The following is an 18616-nucleotide window of genomic DNA, read 5'->3' as shown; positions in this document are numbered from 1 at the left end:
TCGCACTTTCTGCCGGAAACGGTCGCGAACAGAAATCCCCCACCTGATCGTGCCATCCGGGTAAACATCGGAAATGTTTCCCGTAAGCCCGTTGCGATGAATCAGGAGAACTCGCGCACGTATCTCCCAATCGCCGAGAGAATGTGGGGCGGAGCGAGCCATGAACGGGGGGATCAATATGGATCTGAGGCAGCGAGTGAAGTTGCTGTCAGTGACCATCGCAGCCGCACCGTTGGTCCTCGCCGGGTGCACGGCCGACCGGTTGCCGGGTGCCCGACAGGTGAACGCGTCACCGCCGCAACTGAGGGTGACGCCTGGCGACCGGTCGCGGGACGTCCCGATCAGCGCCGAGGTGGGGACCGCCGTCAAGGGTGGGAAGATCACTGCTGTGCGGTTGACCGACGACAAGGGCGCCCAGGTGCCGGCCGAGCCGCGGGAGGACGGGTCGAGTTGGGTGCCGACGCGTCCGTTGCAGAATTCGCGGACGTACACGGCGGAGGTGACCGCGACCGGTGATCGCGGGCGGACGACCACGCATAAAACAACGTTCACGACAATGGCCAAGTCGACCAAGTCGACAATCGCCAGCCGCTTGAATTTCACTGCGGATCAGACGTACGGGACGGCGATGCCGGTAGTGGTCACGTTCGACCCGGGAATTCCGAAAGAGGCCAGGGCGGACGTGCAGCGGCGGTTGCTCGTGAAGACGGATCCGCCGCAGCCGGGCACCTGGTCGTGGCTGGACGACGGTAGGCAGGTCTACTACCGCGCGCCCGACTTCTGGAAGCCGGGCACGAAGATCAGCGTACGGGCCGGCTTGGACGGGCTGCCGATCGGCAAGAACGCCATCGGCGACGTGGACCGTTCGGCGACGTCGAAAATCGGCCGGCAGGTCTCACTCGACATCGACAACGCCACCAAGAAGATGTCGGTCTACCAGGACGGCAAGCTGCTGCGGAAGATTCCGGTGAGCCTCGGCAAGTCGAGCACGCCGACCTCCAGCGGCAGTATGGTGATCATGGAGAAGCACCAGTACGCGACGTTTGACACCCGGGGCGATCCGATGGGCGGCTACGTCGTGGACGTCGAGGACGCCCAGCGGCTCACCGATGGCGGCGAGTTCATCCATGCCGCGCCGTGGTCGGAGGGGGACCAGGGCAACATCAATGTCTCGCACGGCTGCACCAACGTCTCCAACACCAACGCCGACTGGCTGATGGGGATCACGCAGGTCGGTGACCTGGTGACGGTCAAGGGCACCGAGGTGACGCTGGACGCGGGCAACGGCTGGACCGCCTGGAACGTCGGCTGGAACGAGTTCGTCAAGGGCAGCGCGCTACCCGTACCGGCTGGGCTGAAGCCCACGGTCAGTGCCACGCCGCATCCGGGCATGGTGGCCGGCGGCTCGGCGCCCGCCCCCGCCCGCTCCAACAGCGGCGGCTGATCGGGGACGCCTTCGCACGACGATGCCGCGGCCTGTACACGCTCAGTTGGTGAACTGCTGAGCGAGGCGGGCACGACGGGCAACGCCTGGCCGGTCAGTGCCATCGCAGCCGAAAATCGCCTAGGGGTCGGTTCGACGAATGGCCAGCAGGGCGATGTCGTCGTTCGGGTGCTCGGCGTCGAGGGTCGCCATGACGGCGGCGCAGACCGTGTCGGCAGGTGCGAGCGGAACGGCGGACGTCAGACGGGCGATGCCGGCGTCGATCAATTCGCCACGGCGTTCGACGAGCCCGTCGGTGTAGCAGACCAGGACCGCGCCGGGCGGGAAGTCCACCGCTGTACTGCGCCGCTGCGCCGTCCGGTAGCCAGTACCGAGCGGGAGGTCGACCTGCGCGGGGAGCAGGACGGCGGGCTGCGCGGGCACAACCAGCACGGGGCGCAGGTGCCCGGCCAGGGAGACGTGGACGGTCGCGCCGTCCGGGGAGATCATCGCGTACAACGCGGTGCTGAGGCTGCCGGTCTCGAAGTGATTGACCTTCCGGTCGAGGAGGGTCAGCGCCTCCGCCGGGTCGTCCGAGACCAGGGCGTATGCGCGCAGCGCACTTCGGATCCGTCCCATCACCACCGCCGACTGCAACCCGTGACCCGACACGTCACCGATGACAACTCCCAGCCACCCGGATGGGAGGGTGAAGACGTCGTACCAGTCGCCGCCGACGCCTGAGACGTGACCGGGAACGTATCGGGCGGCCAGTTCCAGATTCGGCACCTTGGGCAACTCGGTGGGAAGCAGACTCCGTTGCAGGGCTAGGGCGGCGGTCTGGTCCAGGCTGTGAGCCCGGGCCTGGCTGGCCACGCCGACCCGGTCGGCGACCAGTTCGAGCAGCCGGACGTCGTCCGGGGTAAACCGGCGCGGTGTGAGGGTCCCGACGTGCAGGACGCCGATGAGTTCACCGCGTGCGAAGACCGGTACACCGAGCAGGGACTTGACCCCGGCCTGCAACAGGACCGGGTTGACCACTTGATGGGCGCTGACGTGCTCGATGATCACCGGCCGGCGGGTCAGGGCGATCCGGCCGGCGAAGCCCCGGCCAATTGAGAGCCGGAAGGCTCGCCGGACCTCCTCTTCCAGCCCCCTGGCGGCGGTGGCCACGAGTTGTCGGGCGTGCACGTCGAGCAGCAGGATGGCGGCGGTGTCGACGCGCAGCAGTTCGCGGACCCGGTCGAGCAGCTCGTCAAAGAGGTCGGCGACATCGAGCCGGGACAGCGTCGCGTCGGTCACGGCCTCGATCCGGCGTAACCGCTCTGCGTCCGTAACACCGCTGGCCGCAACCACGTAAGGATCGTAGCTGTGTCGCCCGTTGTTGCTGGTCACGTGTCCGTCAGGGTACGTCCAGCCGGCGGAATCGGCCCAGGTGGGCGGTTGCTCCGATTTTGGCTGCTCTGCGGGGTCAGGCAAGGTGCAGCTCGTCATCCATCTGTGAATCATGCATGAGGATCCGCCGGCCGTCGCTGTGAGCGACCAGCAATGGCCGAGCAGCCTTGCCTCTGGTTGGCGACTTGAGGAGCGAGTAGGCATGCGAGTAGCCAAGGCGGCGTTGCTCCGCCGCGACAGCAACCCCGACAGCAACCGGTGCAATCAGCGACCACTTGAGCGGAGTTCAGGCGGACGACAATGCTGAGCTTGCAGGCATATGGCAGAGACTTCGGCCGTGCCTCTTTATCCGCTGGTCCGGCCGACGCAGGCTGTAGCAGTGGCTGTAGCGACGATGGCGGACCACGGCGCACGATCAAGGGCTAGTGACGGGGTCGGACGGGCACGGGCCAGTCGGGGGATGGACGCGGCGGGAAGGCTGCCCAGATCTTGCAAGCGAGGGGTCCCAGGTTCGAAACCTGGCGCGCCCACCAGTCACCACCAGCACCGCACGCCTGCCTGGCCGTGGATCGGCCGACGATGCACGTCGCCGACGGGGCCGTCGACTGGGTGCTCGACCACCTGCCAGCCGGATCGGGGGAGGAATCGGGCTCAGCTCAGCTCTGGCTGGTCACCACCGTGGACTGATGTTTCTTCGCTGGGACGACGTCCCTGAGCAGCCAGCCGACCGGAGGGCTGACCAGCGGACGCAACGCCCACACCACTGGCCGGCTGGCGGTGATCCAGACCAGCGCAACGACCGCGGCGATGAGGGCTTCCAGGGACAACGCGGGATCGCTCTGGCTGGTTTACTGTGCGCCGTGTCGGAGCCGATCCCCCAGCCGTCTCTGGATGAGCAACCACCCATTGGTACCCCGGCTGCCGGCACCGAGCCGCCCACCCCACGCCCGCGGTGGCGCCTGCTCCTGGTCGTCGCTGCGGTGGCGATGCTCGTCGGAGCGCTCGCCGCGACCACGGTCGTCTTGGTCATCGGTCGGGGCGATCAACACCAGTACGCCGTCAATGTGTTCCTGAACAAGGACGTTACCGCCGAGCAGAAGGCGGCGATCGAGTCGGCGCTGGACGCCCTGGAGCCGGTGGAGAGCATCAGGTTCGAGAGCCGCGAGCAGGCGTGGCAGCACTTCAAGGAGATGTTCAAGGACAGCCCGGACATGATCGCGCAAGCGTCAGCTGATGCGATGCCCGAGTCGTTCCGGCTCACCACCAAGGGCCGGGAGTTCGACTGCGCGCGGCTGGTGCCGATCCGCCGACTGCCCGGAGTCGACGAGATCCAGGTGATCCAACGGCCAACCAAGGGGAAACCCGGCGCGGCCGTGGGCTGTGGCGCCGAAACGGGGGTCCGCGCGAGCGCGAGCGCCGCTACACCGTCACCGACGGCCACCCTCGCTCGGGAGGAGCTCGCCGAGGCGTTGCAGCGGTCGCAGCGCGTCGCCCACCGATACACGGTGCGGGGCGACCTGCCCGAGGGTCAGCGCGTCAAGGGCAGCGGCGCCTTCGACCCGAAGGCGCGCCGTTTCCAGGCGACGATCGCGGTCACCGGGGGGAAGTACCCCTCAGCGGGGAGTCGGATCGTGATCGGCGCGGACAGCTACGTGCGACCGGCCGACGAGAAGGACTGGGTGCACGTCGACCTGAAGCGGGTGAAGCGGGACGACCCCTTCCTGCGCTTCGATTGGGTCGACCCGACCGGCCTGAAGAAGTTCACCTCGTCGATCGCCTCGGTGCAGCGGACCGGCCCGCACTCGTACACCGGCCGCTTCGACCCGGACGGTAAAGACATCAAGTCGTTCCTCCCCGTGGGAGCGCCGAGTGTCGTCTCGATCGGCATGCCCCTGTCGCCGTTCACGATCACGACCGACGACCAGGGCTGGGTCACCTCGATCAGGGTGGAGCTCACCCCCAGCACGGGCCCGAAGCTGACGATGACCACCACGATGAGCGATCACGGGAAGCCCCTGAAGATCAAGGCACCGGCGGGGGCCGGGGAGGCCGCCGACTTCTACTACGACTAACGACGTCTGCGGCTGTGCTGGCCCCGGTCATGCGGTCGCTCGTGCACCCGCCCGATGCACGGTCGGCCCCACCCGCGCTGCCAGGAAAGCTCCCCGGCTGGCCACAGAACCCTGCCACAGCCGGTCGACGTGGCAACATTGAAGACGTTGACCAGCCGCTCTCGCCCGAGGAAGCAGTGGTCTTCTTCGACGCCGCCGCAAGAGCCGGCCAGTGCACCGGGGAACTCGAAGTGGTCAACCGGCGACAACACGAGGTTGACCTACCGCAGTTGCCTGCCATCCACACGGTGTTGTTCACCAACGAGTGCAGCGCGCCCGCGATCCCACTCGCTCAGGTCGCGCAGGCGGAAGGCGCGCGTGCGGGATTCGCGCTCGCCGGCGTGGCTTCTGGTCGACGCTGTCCTGATGTGGCGGTCTCGACGGTTGAGGATGGGCCGATCGGCCGGCCAGGCCGGTGGCTCGGGGACCAGAAGGCCTGGGTAGTTTCCCTGTCATGAGTGAAGACACCTTCCGCTCGGTGGAGATCGAGCGCACCAGCGTGGGGAAGTACGTCGTGCGGAATGTCCGCGGCGGATCGATGTCGATTGGCACGGGTGAGGACGGCAGCTTCACGCCGGTGGAACTGCTTCTGGCTGCCATCGGCGGCTGCACTGCGATAGACGTGGACCACATCACCAGCCGCCGCGCCGAGCCGACCCAGTTCTCCGTCGAAGTCACCGGCGACAAGATCCGGGACGAGGCCGGAGGAAACCGGATGCAGAACCTCAGGGTCGAGTTCACCGTGACGTTCCCGGTGGGCGCGGACGGCGACAAGGCGCGCGAGGCGCTGCCCCGGTCGCTGCAGCAGTCGCACGAACGGCTCTGCACCGTCTCCCGTACCGTCGAACTTGGCACCCCCGTCTCGATCGTCGAGGCTGCCGGTTCCACCGGGGACTGAGGTCTCCGGCGGCGTCACCCCGGGGTTCGAGCGGGCCGTGTTCGTGCTGCGCGAGGTGTTCGATGTCGGGTACGACGAGATCGCCGGTGCCGTCGACAAGAGCCGGGCCGCGGTCCACCAGATCGCGCACCGGGCACGAGCACACGTCGCTCGCGCCGGCCGTGTGAGATCGTTTCTGCGGCCGAGACCCGATACGCGCTCGATGCGTTCCGGCGGGCGGGCGAAACGGGCGATCTGCAGAGTCTGCCCGACATCCTCGCACCGGATGTCATCTTTGGGTGACGGTGGCGGAGCCAAGCAGGCCGTCCTGCGACCCGTCGTCGGGCCGACAAGGTGGCCCGCCTGCTGGCCACCGGGCTGGGCAGGATCGCCGACACGGCGTCGCTACGGCCGGCCCGGACCCCTCGGGAACGAACAACACAACCCGCATCTCTACCTGCATGTCCCTGCTGGCGACGGCGTAGCAAGGCTGTCTCACAGTGCTGATCCGACTCGGTCAGACACTCCGGGTGGACAGCCGTATTCGAGCATCCGAAATGTCGCTGTCCGCGCGTTGGTAGCGCCTGGCGCCGTGCGCTGTCACGCCGGTGAGCGGATGCGGACTCACCGCCGGTTTGACGGGGCCGGGCGGCTATCCGAACCGGTCAGCGAGCTTCGTCAGCTTGGTGACGTACGCCGGCCAGTCATAGTCGTTGGGGACGTTGGTGTTCTCCGGGCGCAAGCCGATCGCCCCGTCGTGCTGCTCGCGCATGATGTCGGCGTGACCTGCGTGACGGGCTAGGTCGCAGATCACGTGGACGATGATCCTTTGCAGCGTCACGACCTGTCCACCTGGCCGCCACCACGGCACCCGCCCCGACGCGTCGAGCGGTAGCTGTTCGATCGTCTGATCCGCAAACACCCCGACACGGCGATACAGGTCGATCAGCCCATCCTTCGTCTCGCCCTCCGACGCGTACCAGTCTGCCTGCGGATTTTCCTCGTACGCGTCCATGGGGACCAGCTCTTCAGGTGTCGGGAACTCACGCCCGAAGGTAGGCCCGAAGTAGCCGGCCTCGACATTGAGGCAGTGCTTGAGGACTCCCAGCAGGTTGTTGCCGGTCGCGGTGCGGGGCAGTCTGGCCTCGCGTTCGCTCAGCCCGTCGAGCTTGCAGATCAGGTCATCCCGAGTCGCCTGGAGGTAGTGGTGCAGCGCAGCCTTCGGGTCGCCCAAATCAGCCATGCCTGCCAGTCTTCCTTATGCGCCCGAGCCATTCGTGCGAGGTGTCGCCCGCAGGATCAGCGCTCAGCTGGACGGGTGGGCATCCTCACTTGCCGCCGACCGCGCCCCACGCAGCGTCACAGCGCGTTGAGCAGGTCAACGTCCGGTCGTGCCGATGGGCGCGCCGGGGGTGACAGCACGGTACGACGGCGTGGGGCGGGGTCATGTTGGCCCAGCAGCAACCTCGGCGTTACTCCGGAGAATGCAGAACTCGTTACCCTCGGGATCCGCGAGCACCGCCCATCCGGTTCCGTCTGCGTTGCGTCGGTCATCGACGGTGGTCGCACCCAGCTCGATCAGTCGGGCTAGTTCGGCATCGCGTGAGTCTTCGACTGGGCGCAGATCGAAATGGATTCTGTTCTTGACCTGCTTTGACTCTGGCACCTCGATGAAGAGCAGACGATGCGTCCGGTCCCGAGAGAAGATCATGCATTCCTCGTGTCCTGGCTCGTTCGGATCATCGGGGTCCTCGACGTAGTCGAGGACGGCCTGCCACCAGCGGCACAAGGTATACGCATCGGCACAGTCGACGCTGGTATGGGAGATGAAGGAAGTCACTCGGGCATCGTTGCAGGACCTGCCGAGACGATCGAGCGGATTGCGACCCCAGCAACGTACTCAACTTGCGCCGCGGTGTCCGCCTTCCTGGGCCGCTACCGTGGCCAGGCTCGCGTCCGTACCGAGTCCGACCTGCGAGTCTTCCTACGCTGGTGCACCGACCAGGACTTCGACCCGCTGGCTGCGGCGCGGGTGGACATCGAACGGTACGTGCGCTGGCTGCAGGACGTACGCGTTGAGCTGTTCGACCAGGTGCCGGTACGCCGCCCGTAACGGCTGGACACCGAGCGGAGGAAGGGCGTACACGGTCGACGGTAGCTTCTGAGCCGCCAACCATCGGGCCAGCGTGCGTTCGGGGAAGTACCAGTCCGGGCTGGTGGTGTCCGGCTGCACCGCCGCGACGTGCTCCGCTACCCACGCCTCCCGGTCGATCAACTCGAGCTCGGAGAAGGACAGGTTGGCCAGGTGCACCTGTGCGCCGCCGCGCCACAGGGCGAACGCCAAGGGCAGGCCGGCGTACACGTCGACCCCCCCGCCCGCTCCGGCGATGAGGATGCTCCGCGCCCTCGTGGCCCACCGCGACAGGCAACAGCGATCGGGTGTCGGCAGACCTCAGCTGAGCTGCTCGGCCAGTCCGACGATGATGCCCTCCGGGCCGCGGACGTAGCACAGACGATAGATGTCCTCGTACTGCGCCAGCTCGCCGACGAGCTCGGCGCCGTGGGCACGCAGGCGGGCGACCACGTCCTCGATGTCGTCGACGGCGAACATGATGCGACGAATGCCCAGCGTATTCGCTGGTGCATCCTTCGGCTCGGCGCTGATCGCCTTCGGCGTATGGAACATCGCCAGCTCGATTCGACCGTGGCCGTCCGGGGTGCGCAGCATAGCGACGTCCTGCCGGACGTCGTCGATCCCGATGACACGCTCCACCCAGCGTCCCTCGATTGGCCCTTTGCCCTCCAGCTCCATGCCAAGTTCGACGAAGAACGCAATTACAGCCTCGAGGTCGTCGACAACGATGAGGACGTTGTCCATCCGCTGGATCGCCATGCTGGGTTCCTTTCTGTACGACCACGGTGGCCAGGTCCACTGTTGAGACGAAGCCGCCAGGGCGTTTTCGACAGACTGTGCACCATCTGCTGCGGGGGAACCTCGTGACGCGGCGGTGCCCATCACGCGCCGGGCGTACCGCTGCAGACGAAAGCGGTACGCCCGCCGGCCCCTGAAGCCCTCACGTAGGCGATCGTCGGCGTGTACTCATCTGCCGCTGGTCGTGCGGCCGGCGAAGACGGAGTGGTAGCCGGGTCTGGGCGCAGGCATAGCCGGGCGGGCACAATGCGACGGTGTCAGATCTCTCTGAGCCGCTCGGCTACCGCCTTATCACCGGACCCGATGACGCTGAATTCTGTGCCCGCGTCAGCGGCCTGCTCGACCAGGGTTATCAGCTGTATGGGTCGCCGGCGCTGACCTTCAACGGTGGACGCGTCATCGCCGCTCAAGCGTTGGTGCTGCCGCACTGCGTTAGCCCCGAGGCGTCCGAGGGCAGCGCCAGATAGAGACACACCCTCATGCCGCTGACAGAGCGCGGCGTCCGCGAGGCACTCGTCACCGTCCATACCTACCGTCGGGTGGCTAGTACGACTCGGCCGGGGCGCACCCACGTCGAGCTCGTACCCGGCTGGCGGCGGCCTGGCTCTCGGTGCTGTTCGGTGGTGCCTTCCTGTTCCTGCGGCTCGTTGGCCTCCTGAGCTGCAGGGTCGCTCTGCGCGTCGATCACGCCGGCATGACGTTGGGCGCGCTACCTCCGTGGCCGCAGCGTCACACGGCGCGGTCGCCGTTGTCGTTTGCGCACGACGATGTGGTGTCACCGGCGACGCGGCGTGATCAGTCCCGACTCGTACGCCCACACGACCAGCTGGGCACGGTCGCGGCAGTGCAGCTTTGTCATCGCCCGGTTGACGTGTGTCTTGGCGGTCAACGGACTGATCACCATGCGCAAGGCGATCTCGTCGTTGCTCAGCCCCCGGGCGACGAGCTCGACGATCTCCTGTTCTCGGGCGGTCAGCACGTCGCGTCCGGCCGCCGGCTCTGCCGGCGGTGGGCCGGCCACGAACTCGCTGATGAGCGTACGTGTGACGGCCGGGGCGAGCAGCGCGTCGCCGCGAGCCACGACGGCGACGGCCTGCAGCAGGTCGGCGGGGTCGGCGTCCTTGAGGAGGAACCCGCTGGCGCCCGCGCGGAGTGCGGCGAAGACGTAGGAGTCGAGCCCGTAGTTGGTGAGGATGAGGACGCGGACCGCGGCGAGGTCGGGATCGGCGGCGATGCGCCGGGTGGCTTCGATGCCGTCGAGTCCCGGCATCTGCACGTCCATGAGCACGACGTCCGGGCGCAGGCGTCGCGACAGCTGGACGGCCGATGTGCCGTCGGTGGCCTCGCCGACGACCTCCAGGTCGTCCTCGGCGTCGAGCAATGCCCGGAATCCGGCTCGCATCAGAGCCTGGTCGTCGGCGAGCAGGACCCGGATCATGCCGGCTCCTCCCTCCGGTCGGAGCCGCCACGATCCGTGGCGGACTGAGCTGGTTGGACCTCGCGCAAGCGCTCGGTCATGCTGGACCGTCCAGCGGGAACGTGGCCCGTACCGCGAACCCGCCGCCGTCTCGGGCGGCGGCCTGCAGCGTGCCGCCCAGTCCGGTGACCCGTTCCCGCATGCCGCGCAGGCCCACACCCGGTGTCACCGGCCGGACCGGTGACGCCTGGCCGTCGTCGGTCACCGAGACGGTCAGCTGTACCGGGGCGTACTCGAGGTGGATCTGCGCGGTGGCGGGGCCGGCGTGGCGGGCAACGTTGGTCAGGGCCTCCTGGACGACGCGATACCCGGCCTGGTCGACCTCGGCGGGCAGGTCCCGGGGCTGACCGGTGACGGTCACGTGCACCGGTACGCCGGCCGCCCGGGTCCGTTCGGCGACCTCGCCCACCCGGGCCAGCCCGACGCGGTCCCCGTCGGAGGCCGAGCGCAGGACGTCCAGCGTGGCCCTCAGTTCCCGCATCGCGGCGCTGCTGGCCTCCTGGATCGCCAGCAGCGTGGCCGACGGTTCCTCGCCGTGTTTGCGGGCCAGGTGCACGGCGATCCCGGCCTGCACCTTGATCACGGAGATGCTGTGGGTCAGCGAGTCGTGCAGGTCCCGGGCGATGCGCAGGCGCTCCTCCCCGGCGCGACGCAACGCCATCTCCTCGCGGGTGCGTTCGGCCTCGATCGCCCGCTGCTCGACCTGTTCGAGGTACGCCCGGCGCTGCCGCGCGACGAGCCCGGCGACGTTGGCCGCCAGGAACCAGCCCAGCAGCAGGGCGCTCCGCTCGACGATCTGCTGACCGGGCCGGCCGGCGGGCGCGACCGAGATGTCGCGAGCCAGGAAGCCGCCGAGGAAGACGAGGCTGGCCAGGCCGGCGGCCAATCGGTGTCCTCGCCAGGCGGCGACGTAGACCGTGCCGAGAACGGCGAACGCGGCGGACACCCCGGCGTGTACCCGAACGTGGAGGGCCAGCATGGCGGCGGTCACCACGCTCAACGCCACCACCGGGTAACGCCGGCACACCGCCAGGGCCGCCGCCATGACCAGGACCAGGGCGACGTCGACCGCCCGAACCGTTGCGGCGTCCGGCGCGAGCGCGGCGTTGCCGAGCAGGAGGGCGCCGAGGGCGAGGCCGCTGAGGACGTACGGCAGATCGCGGCGCATGGTCGAACTGTAGAACGGGCCGTCATCAGGGAGCATCTGGCGTCTGCGGTAGAAGGGCGTACTGCGGACGTGGTATCGGCGGTCGGGCAAGTGCCTGCGCCGGCACGATGCTTTCCCGGCCCGCCGAGGCAAGCATCGAGCCCATGACATACCGCTTCTTCACCCCCGCTCCGGCGAAGGCGGCGACCGGTGTCACCGCGGAGGTCTACCGGCAGCTGCGGGACGAGTTCCTCGGGCCGGTGCCCACCTTCCAGGTGCTCTCGGCCGTGCCGGAGGTGCTGGCCGCGACCTGGGCGCTGATGCGCGAGGCCCTGCTCGCCGGGGAGGCGTCCCGGGTCGACCGCGAGCTTGTCGCGTCGGCGGTGTCCCGGGCCAATCGCTGCCGGTTCTGCGTCGACGCCCACGTGATGCTGCTGCACGCGCTGGGCGAGCACGAGCTGGCCGAGGTCGTTGCCCGGGGCGGGACGCCACCGGAGCCGAGGCACGCCGAGCTCGTCGCCTGGGCCGAGGCGAGCCGCAGCCCCAAAGCCGCCGGCTGGACCAGCCCGTACCGCCCGGAGGTCACCGGCACCCTGCTCGCCTTCCACTTCATCAACCGGGTCGTCTCGGCGCTGCTCGACCCGGATCTGCTGCCCGGCGGCCTGCAGCGCTCCCCGCTGGTGCGGTCAGTCGGGGGCCGGCTCTACGCCAGGACGGCCCGGGAGCTGAAGGAGCCCGGCCGCAGCCTCCCGCTCCTCGACGCCGGCGCGACGGCGACACCGGACTGGGCCGGGGACAGCCCGGTCGGGGTCGCGTACGCGTCGTTGCGGAGCGCCGCCATGCGAGGCGGGGACCTGCTGGGGGACGTGGCTCGCCAGACCGTCACGGCCACCGTGCGCTGGGAGAACGGAAAGTTCCCGGCCCGGCCCGCAGACTGGGCCGTTGATCTGGTCCGGGACGTGCCCGGCACGGACCGCATCGGGACGCGGATCGCGCTGCTGGCAGCGTTCGCGCCCAGCGCGATCAGCGCCGGCGACGTCGCCCTCTGGCGGCTCTCCCATCCGGCCGACGCAGACGCCGACCTCGTGCGGCTGGTCGCCTACGGCGCCATCACGGCCACCGATCACGTCGCCCGGGCACTGTCCTCGGCTCACCTCTAGGAGGTCACCATGCGCAAAGCCTTCGTCATCGTCAGCGCTCTGTTGCTCGTCTCGTTCGCCCTGCAGTTCGTCTTCGCCGCCGTGGGCGCGTTCACCAAACCCGCGGGCGACGGCGCATATGCGCTGCACAGCGTCACCGGGATGGCGGTCATCCCCGTTCTCACCCTGCTCACCATCCTGTTCGCCGCGCTGGCCAAGGCGCCGGGTCGGCTCGTCGGACTGGCGACCCTGCCGCTCGGCCTTGTCGTCGTTCAGGCGCTCATCGCCGGGCTCGCGAACGGGTCCACCGACGCCGCGGGCGCCAGTACTCCGTTCGGCCTGACCATCGCCGGGCTGCACGCGGTCAACGGAATCATCGCGGTGCACGTCGTGGTCAACGTCCTCCGGGCAGCGCGACAGCTGGCCCGCCCGGCGCCGGCCGGCACCACCCAGGTGGCCGTCCGGGAAGGGGAGCCGGCATGACCGTCGGCTCGCTGCTCGCGGCCGACCTCGTGATCGCGGTCCTCGCGGCCGCCGGATGGCTGGGCGGCGGCGCCGCGTCGGCCGCCCGGCGCCGCCCGCTCGCGCTGGGACTGGCCGCCTTCGCGCTGCTCGCCACGCTCGCCCGCGCGATCACGATCACCGCGCTCGCCCGCGCCGGCTGGTGGTTCGCGGCGGAGAAGGTCCTCATCGCCGCCCCGCTGTCGCTCGCGGCGGTGGTCGTCGCCGGGCCGCGGCTGCTGCGGGCCCCGGGCGACATCCGGTCCGTCACGGTCCCGCTTCTCTTCGCCGGGTACGCCGTAAGCAGCGCCCTGCTCGTGACGGTCCTGCACGGCTATCCGGCGTCGGCGGGCGCGGGACTGCTCGCGGTCGCCGGGGTCGTCGCGGCGACCGCGGTCTCGTGGCGCGTCCTCGGCGCGCGCCCGTCCCGGACGGTGTCCCGGGCGGCCCTCGTGGTGGCGGTCGCGGCGCTGCTGACCGGAACCGGGCTGGCCGTCGCCCCGGACGCTGCGCCCGGCGTACCACATGATCATGGATATCGGGATGCGCGGACCGCTGACGAACCGACCAGGCGGTTCACCCTGACGGCCGGGACCGCCACGGTGAGCGTGAGTGGCCGGGACGTCGCGGCGTGGGCGTTCAACGCGCAGGTTCCCGGGCCGGAGCTGACCGCCACCGTCGGCGACGTCCTCGAGGTGACGCTGCGCAACCGGGACATCGCGCGGGGCGTCACGCTGCACTGGCACGGGTACGACGTGCCGAACGGTCAGGACGGAGTGCCCGGCGTGACGCAGGCGGCGGTGCTGCCCGGACAGGAGTTCGTCTATCGTTTCCGCGCCGATCAGGCCGGGACGTACTGGTACCACACGCATGCGGTATCCGACGCCGGCGTGCGGATGGGGCTCTACGGCGTCCTGGTGGTGCGCCCCGCGCCGGTGACCGGCGTCGACGTCACGGTGCCGGTGCACACGCTGGCGGGCCTTCCGCTGCCGGCACCGAGAGCGGAGCCGGTCGAGGCGGGGGTCCCCGTGCGGCTGCGGCTGGTCAACACCGACAGCACGACGCACCGGTACGCCCTGGCCGGGACTCCGTTCCGGGTCGCCGCGATCGACGGATCCGACCTGCAGGGCTCGACGTCGCTTGTGGACACCGCCGTGCTGATCCCGGCCGGGGGTCGCTACGATCTGGTGTTCGCCGCGCCCGCTACGCCGGTGGCGCTGTTCGTCGACGGACGGGCGGTCTACTCGACCGGACCGGTGTCGGCGGCGACCGCCGCGTGGCCGGTGCTGGATCCGCTCACCTACGGCGTCGGTTCTCCGGTGCCGTGGTCCCGGTTCGACAAGGAGTTCACCCTCGTTCTCGACCGCGGCCTCGACCTGCACGGACTGCTTCCGCGATACGCCCACACCGTCAACGGCGCGGCCGATCCGGACATCCCGCCTCAGGTCGTACGCCTCGGCGACGTCGTCAAGTTCACCATCGTCAACAGGTCTCAGATCGTGCACCCGTGGCATCTGCACGGCCATCACGTCCTGGTGCTGTCCCGCAACGGAATGCCGGCGGCCGGAAGTCCCTTGTGGCTGGATTCTTTCGACGTACGCCCCGGCGACGTGTGGGAGGTGGCGTTCCGGGCCGACAACCCAGGAATGTGGGCCAACCACTGCCACAATCTGGCGCACGCGGACGCCGGGATGACGCTGCACCTGATGTACTCGTGATCCTCCGTTGGGATGCGTTCGGAGCCGTTCAGGGCAAGCCGTTGCTCCTTACCGCCGGCTCATGAATGTGGGACTGATCGATGTTCCCATCTCGGTTTCCAGACCTCGGTGTCGGGTGTGTCCGTTCGTCTGGAGTCGAGGTAGTCGCGAAGTTTGGTGAGCGCGGGATGGGGGTTATCGACCCGATCTTGAGACAGCAACAGCCGGTCCCCAACCACAGGCAGCCGGCGCTTCCAGCGACCTCTACGCCTTCGGCTCGGACTGGGACACCATCGCCGCGGATCCCTCGAGCTCAGGACCTAACTCTCCGTCTCGGATGATCGTTCGGCCGTGAGGCGCCCGAGGAGTTCGACGAGCCGGGCGAGATCGTCGGTCGACCAGTCCTGCGTGCGGGTGTAGAACTCCTTGCCGCGCTCTTCGAGAGTTGCCGCGACCCGTTGCCGACCTTCTGCGCTGAGTCGGACGATGATGCTGCGCCGGTCGTCCGGGGCCGGTGAGCTGTCCAGCAAGCCGAGTGATCGCATCTTGCCGATCAGGGTGCTGGTGGAGCTGCGGTCCATTCCGACGGCCTCGGCGACCTCGCTGGGCCGTGCTGGCCCGAAGGCGTAGAGCCAGCGCGCGATGTGGAACGCGGCCGGTTGCAGGCGGGGATGGAAGTGGGCGGCGCTGCGCTCGCTCAACGCCCGGGTCGCGCTGATGAGGGCGTTGATCCGCTCACCGAGCGCCAGCTCGATCTTGTGCCGGCTCTCGTTCCCAGGCGATGAGGTGGTTTGCATATCTCCACCATATCAAGCTACGGTAATGGGCATCAGCAAACTACTTTGAGAGGAGGTGCTGGTGGCCGCGGACATTGCCCGGACCCCTGAAGCCAGTGGTCCGCCGTCGCTGGCGGCGTCGCGCCGCCGACGCCGTCGAAGCTGACCACCCCTTCGTCACCGGATAAGCCGGCACCGACAAACCTTGAACTGGAGCGTCATGGAACCCACGATCGTCGTCACCGGCGCCACCAGCGGACTCGGCCGCCTGGCCGCCATCAAACTCGCCCAACAGGGCGCCCGCATCATCATCACCGCCCGCAGCCAACAGAAGGCGGAACAGACCTGCCAGGAGATCGGCGCCGACCGCGTGGACGCATTCCTCGGCGACTTCACCCGGCTCGACGACGTCCGGCGTATCGGCCACGAGATCGCCGACCGCTACGACCACATCGACGTACTCGTCAACAACGCCGGCATCCACGCCTTCCAGCCACGCACCACCCCCGACGGCTACCCCGAAATGGTGGCCGTCAACTACCTCGCCCCCTGGCTACTGACCCACACACTGCTGCCCGCACTTCAGCGAGCCCCCGCCGCCAGGATCGTCAACGTCGCGTCCGAAGCCTCCCGCCGTCACGGAACCCTCCGGATTCCACAAGATCTCACCGACACCAGCCCGTTCAGCGCCCGCGGGTCATCCGAGCGCTACGGCAAGACCAAACTGCTCGACATCATGTTCACGATGGAACTCGCCCGCCGTCTCGCCGGCACCACCATCACCGCAAACTGCCTCGACCCCGGTTTCAACACCACCGGCCTCGGCCGCGAGCTCCGCTTCGCTGGCATCCTCGAGAAGGTCCTCAGCCGGCTCAGGATCGGCGACCCCGCGCGCGGCACCGGCCTCATCGTCGCCCTCGCCACCGACCCCCGCTTCACCGGACGCACTGGCGGCTACTACACCGTCCGCGGAACCCGCCAGCTCCAGCCCACGCCACCCGGGAACGACCCGAGCGTGCAGGCCCAACTCTGGTACGAAACCCAGCAGCTCCTCGACCCCGTAGCCAGGTAGACCTCGGCGGCGGTGCGCGCGCCCCAACCGCGAGGAACCGAATGCCGTACGGGTTGACGTCGATGAGGCGGTGGTCGTCATCCCCGTGCGGGTGACGGTGAGTCGGGTGTCGTCCCACCGACCCCACCTAGGAGTCGTGGGAGGAGGAGCAGGGCGATCCCCAGCACCAGCCCGGTACGACGGTGCGGCCCTCGGCAGTGCCGCTCAGCGGGCCTTCTTCGTCGCCCGCTTGCGGGGCGGCGTCAACAGGTCGGCGATCGCCGCGATCGCGGACGGCACCAGGCGGTAGTACGCCCAGACGCCGCGCTTCTCGCGCTCGAGCAGGCCGGCCTCGGTGAGGATCCGAAGGTGATGACTCACGGTCGGCTGGGAGAGACCAAGCGGCGCGGTGAGGTCACTCACGGACGCCTCGCCCTCTGGAGCGGACTGGATCAGACTGAGCAGTCGCAGGCGGGCCGGGTCGGCGAATGCCTTCAGCACTCCCGCGAGCCGCTCGGCATCGGCACGCTTGATCGGCTCGCCAGCAAGCGGCGAGATAGCAGGCATAGCTGTTTTCGTAGTTCGCACGTCTTCCATCGTTCCACCAACACCATCAATGGGCCGGTGGAACCGGGACCAGCACCCCGATGGCGACCGCGAGGCCGGACCCGAGCAATGCTGGGGCCGGGGCGGCGAGGTTACGAGCAGCCACTGCCCATCCTCAAGGCGTCATGGACGCTGGGACCGCGTGACACGTACGTGTCAGCGCCTGTACGCCCGATCGGTGGCCCGCAACACGACCGCGAGCCCGTGCCGGGAGCGCTCCCGACGCCGTCGCCCGGCTCGCCGAGTCCCTCCGGGAGCTACGCCGCGGGTGCTGATCTCCGGGTAACCGGGGAGGAGCCCGATGACCACGTAGATCACGGGAATGCCACCCGACCGGGCATCGTCGATCGCCTTGCGCGGACGCGGCAGGTAGCGGCGCGCTCCGGGATGTCGTCGACGTCCCGCTCGCGCCCCCAAAATGATCAGTCAGGCCCATTACCGGGCGCTCGGCCGGGCGGCCGCGGGCCCAGCGCGTAGTCCTTCGGGTGCGTCGGCGCTGGACACGTAATCGGTTCGCACCACACCGCCTGACCGCATTACCGTGCCAGCCGTGCCCATCCATGATGACGAGATCCGAGCCACCGTCGGGCAGGTGCGCCGCCTGGTGGCGGCCCAGTGCCCGCAGTGGGCCGACCTTCCTGTGACACCCCTACCCGACGAGTTGGAGGGCACCGACCACGTACTTTTTCGGATCGGCAACGAACTCGTCGCCCGTATGCCCAAGATTGCCTGGGCGGTCGACCAGGCCGATTCCGATGCGCGGTGGCTGCCCTCGCTGGTGTCCCACCTGCCTGTGCGGATTCCAGTTCCGCTTCACGTGGGCGAGCCGGGCGCGGGGTACCCGTGGCGGTGGACCGTGGTGCCGTGGGTCGTGGGGAGCACGCCTCCCAGGCTTGGCTGCGACGATGTACTCCTGGCCCGCGATGTGGCAGCCTTCGTTCGCGCCCTGCACGGGGTGGATCCGGCCGGAGGTCCGTTCAAGCCACCTGGTTCCCGCGGATCCGCCCTCATCCACGCCGATGAAGGCGTCCGCCGTGTGCTGCCCCGGCTCGCCGAGCATGACGATGGCTTCGATGTGACCGCGGCCGAGGCGGCCTGGGACGCCTGCCTGGCTGCTCCCGACTGGGACCGGGACCCCGTATGGATCCACGGTGATCTGCAACCGGGCAACCTGATCACCGACGGCGGCCGACTGGCCGCGGTCATCGACTTCGGCGCACTCGGTGTCGGCGATCCGGCGCCGGACGTGGCTCCGGCGCTATGGACCTTCACCGGCGCGGCCCGGGAGGCCTACCGGGAGGCAATCGGGTACGACGACGCCACCTGGCGCCGCGCCTGCGGCTGGGCCCTTGCACCGTCGCTGACCGGCATCGACTACTACCGGCATACCTTCCCGCGAATGGCCGAGCACGGCCGCCGAATGGTCCGCGCAGTGATCGCCGAACTGGTGTGAGTGCCACCGCCAGCCGAGTGACCACGCGCGC

General features: G+C 69.0%; 20 protein-coding genes and 1 pseudogene. 11 read left to right on the top strand and 10 right to left on the bottom strand.

Annotated elements, in window-relative coordinates; genetic code table 11:
* Positions 1-178 precede the first annotated feature (178 nt).
* The gene (locus I8N68_RS15495; protein ID WP_200210710.1) at positions 179-1444 is read left to right on the top strand and encodes a L,D-transpeptidase; all 1266 of its coding nucleotides are present in this window, start codon (positions 179-181) and stop codon (positions 1442-1444) included.
* A gap of 120 nt (positions 1445-1564) precedes the next feature.
* Here I8N68_RS15495 and I8N68_RS15490 read toward each other — a convergent pair whose 3' ends face one another.
* Both I8N68_RS15490 and I8N68_RS15485 read right to left on the bottom strand, forming a co-directional pair.
* Positions 1565-2725 carry a PP2C family protein-serine/threonine phosphatase gene (locus I8N68_RS15490; RefSeq protein WP_307812837.1) on the bottom strand — a complete coding sequence of 387 codons (1161 nt, stop codon included), beginning with the start codon at positions 2723-2725 and terminating at the stop codon, positions 1565-1567.
* Between the two features lie 749 nt (positions 2726-3474).
* Positions 3475-3645 (bottom strand): hypothetical protein, encoded by a 171-nt coding sequence (locus I8N68_RS15485; protein WP_200210673.1) that lies wholly within the window; start codon positions 3643-3645, stop codon positions 3475-3477.
* A gap of 33 nt (positions 3646-3678) precedes the next feature.
* Here I8N68_RS15485 and I8N68_RS15480 point away from each other — a divergent pair, with 33 nt between their 5' ends.
* The 4 genes and pseudogenes from I8N68_RS15480 to I8N68_RS34215 all read left to right on the top strand — a co-directional run.
* Positions 3679-4890 carry a permease-like cell division protein FtsX gene (locus I8N68_RS15480; RefSeq protein WP_200210672.1) on the top strand — a complete coding sequence of 404 codons (1212 nt, stop codon included), beginning with the start codon at positions 3679-3681 and terminating at the stop codon, positions 4888-4890.
* A 176-nt stretch (positions 4891-5066) separates the two neighbouring features.
* On the top strand, positions 5067-5387 hold the full coding sequence (locus I8N68_RS15475; RefSeq protein WP_200210671.1) for a hypothetical protein: 321 nt from the start codon (positions 5067-5069) through the stop codon (positions 5385-5387).
* Complete coding sequence (locus I8N68_RS15470; RefSeq protein ID WP_200210670.1) at positions 5384-5827, top strand: OsmC family protein; 444 nt, start codon at positions 5384-5386, stop codon at positions 5825-5827. Before I8N68_RS15475 ends, I8N68_RS15470 begins: the two co-directional genes overlap by 4 nt.
* 37 nt (positions 5828-5864) lie before the next feature.
* A pseudogene (locus I8N68_RS34215) lies at positions 5865-5918 on the top strand (hypothetical protein); the annotation flags it as partial.
* Between the two features lie 540 nt (positions 5919-6458).
* On the opposite strand, the gene I8N68_RS15460 reads toward I8N68_RS34215, so the two are convergent.
* The 4 genes from I8N68_RS15460 to I8N68_RS15445 form a co-directional block, all read right to left on the bottom strand.
* On the bottom strand, positions 6459-7049 hold the full coding sequence (locus tag I8N68_RS15460) for a DinB family protein (RefSeq protein WP_200210669.1): 591 nt from the start codon (positions 7047-7049) through the stop codon (positions 6459-6461).
* Positions 7050-7250: 201 nt separating this feature from the next.
* Entirely contained in the window at positions 7251-7646 is a 396-nt protein-coding gene (locus tag I8N68_RS15455) for a VOC family protein (RefSeq protein WP_200210668.1), read from the bottom strand.
* A 144-nt stretch (positions 7647-7790) separates the two neighbouring features.
* Positions 7791-8168, bottom strand: a complete 378-nt coding sequence (locus I8N68_RS15450) for a hypothetical protein (RefSeq protein ID WP_234039749.1) — start codon at positions 8166-8168, stop codon at positions 7791-7793.
* 90 nt (positions 8169-8258) lie between these two features.
* Complete coding sequence (locus tag I8N68_RS15445; RefSeq protein ID WP_200210667.1) at positions 8259-8699, bottom strand: VOC family protein; 441 nt, start codon at positions 8697-8699, stop codon at positions 8259-8261.
* 293 nt (positions 8700-8992) lie between these two features.
* On the opposite strand from I8N68_RS15445, the gene I8N68_RS32825 reads away from it, so the two are divergent.
* The gene (locus tag I8N68_RS32825; RefSeq protein WP_200210666.1) at positions 8993-9205 is read left to right on the top strand and encodes a DUF1737 domain-containing protein; all 213 of its coding nucleotides are present in this window, start codon (positions 8993-8995) and stop codon (positions 9203-9205) included.
* A gap of 308 nt (positions 9206-9513) precedes the next feature.
* On the opposite strand, the gene I8N68_RS15435 is transcribed toward I8N68_RS32825, so the two are convergent.
* Positions 9514-10176 carry a response regulator gene (locus I8N68_RS15435; protein WP_200210665.1) on the bottom strand — a complete coding sequence of 221 codons (663 nt, stop codon included), beginning with the start codon at positions 10174-10176 and terminating at the stop codon, positions 9514-9516.
* Between the two features lie 76 nt (positions 10177-10252).
* Positions 10253-11383 carry a sensor histidine kinase gene (locus tag I8N68_RS15430; protein WP_234039748.1) on the bottom strand — a complete coding sequence of 377 codons (1131 nt, stop codon included), beginning with the start codon at positions 11381-11383 and terminating at the stop codon, positions 10253-10255.
* Between the two features lie 143 nt (positions 11384-11526).
* Between I8N68_RS15430 and I8N68_RS15425 the strand changes: the two genes are divergently transcribed.
* The 3 genes from I8N68_RS15425 to I8N68_RS15415 are packed head-to-tail and all read left to right on the top strand — an operon-like array spanning position 11527 to position 14720.
* Positions 11527-12522 carry a carboxymuconolactone decarboxylase family protein gene (locus tag I8N68_RS15425; protein WP_200210663.1) on the top strand — a complete coding sequence of 332 codons (996 nt, stop codon included), beginning with the start codon at positions 11527-11529 and terminating at the stop codon, positions 12520-12522.
* A gap of 9 nt (positions 12523-12531) precedes the next feature.
* Complete coding sequence (locus I8N68_RS15420) at positions 12532-12984, top strand: DUF6220 domain-containing protein (protein ID WP_200210662.1); 453 nt, start codon at positions 12532-12534, stop codon at positions 12982-12984.
* Positions 12981-14720 carry a multicopper oxidase family protein gene (locus tag I8N68_RS15415; protein WP_200210661.1) on the top strand — a complete coding sequence of 580 codons (1740 nt, stop codon included), beginning with the start codon at positions 12981-12983 and terminating at the stop codon, positions 14718-14720. The genes I8N68_RS15420 and I8N68_RS15415 overlap by 4 nt, the downstream gene beginning before the upstream one ends.
* 299 nt (positions 14721-15019) lie before the next feature.
* On the opposite strand, the gene I8N68_RS15410 is transcribed toward I8N68_RS15415, so the two are convergent.
* Positions 15020-15496, bottom strand: a complete 477-nt coding sequence (locus I8N68_RS15410; protein ID WP_200210660.1) for a MarR family winged helix-turn-helix transcriptional regulator — start codon at positions 15494-15496, stop codon at positions 15020-15022.
* Positions 15497-15695: 199 nt separating this feature from the next.
* Here I8N68_RS15410 and I8N68_RS15405 point away from each other — a divergent pair, with 199 nt between their 5' ends.
* Entirely contained in the window at positions 15696-16547 is an 852-nt protein-coding gene (locus tag I8N68_RS15405) for an SDR family NAD(P)-dependent oxidoreductase (protein WP_200210659.1), read from the top strand.
* A 204-nt stretch (positions 16548-16751) separates the two neighbouring features.
* Here I8N68_RS15405 and I8N68_RS15400 read toward each other — a convergent pair whose 3' ends face one another.
* Positions 16752-17093, bottom strand: a complete 342-nt coding sequence (locus tag I8N68_RS15400; RefSeq protein WP_200210709.1) for an ArsR/SmtB family transcription factor — start codon at positions 17091-17093, stop codon at positions 16752-16754.
* 631 nt (positions 17094-17724) lie between these two features.
* Here I8N68_RS15400 and I8N68_RS15395 point away from each other — a divergent pair.
* A complete protein-coding gene (locus tag I8N68_RS15395; protein ID WP_200210658.1) occupies positions 17725-18585 on the top strand; it encodes an aminoglycoside phosphotransferase family protein in 861 nt (286 codons plus the stop codon).
* Positions 18586-18616: the final 31 nt, after the last annotated feature.

This window comes from Micromonospora coerulea (genome assembly GCF_016598485.1).
Taxonomy (GTDB): domain Bacteria; phylum Actinomycetota; class Actinomycetes; order Mycobacteriales; family Micromonosporaceae; genus Micromonospora; species Micromonospora coerulea.
Note: the sequence above shows the minus strand (reverse complement) of the source record. Positions and strands in the feature narration are given on the sequence as shown.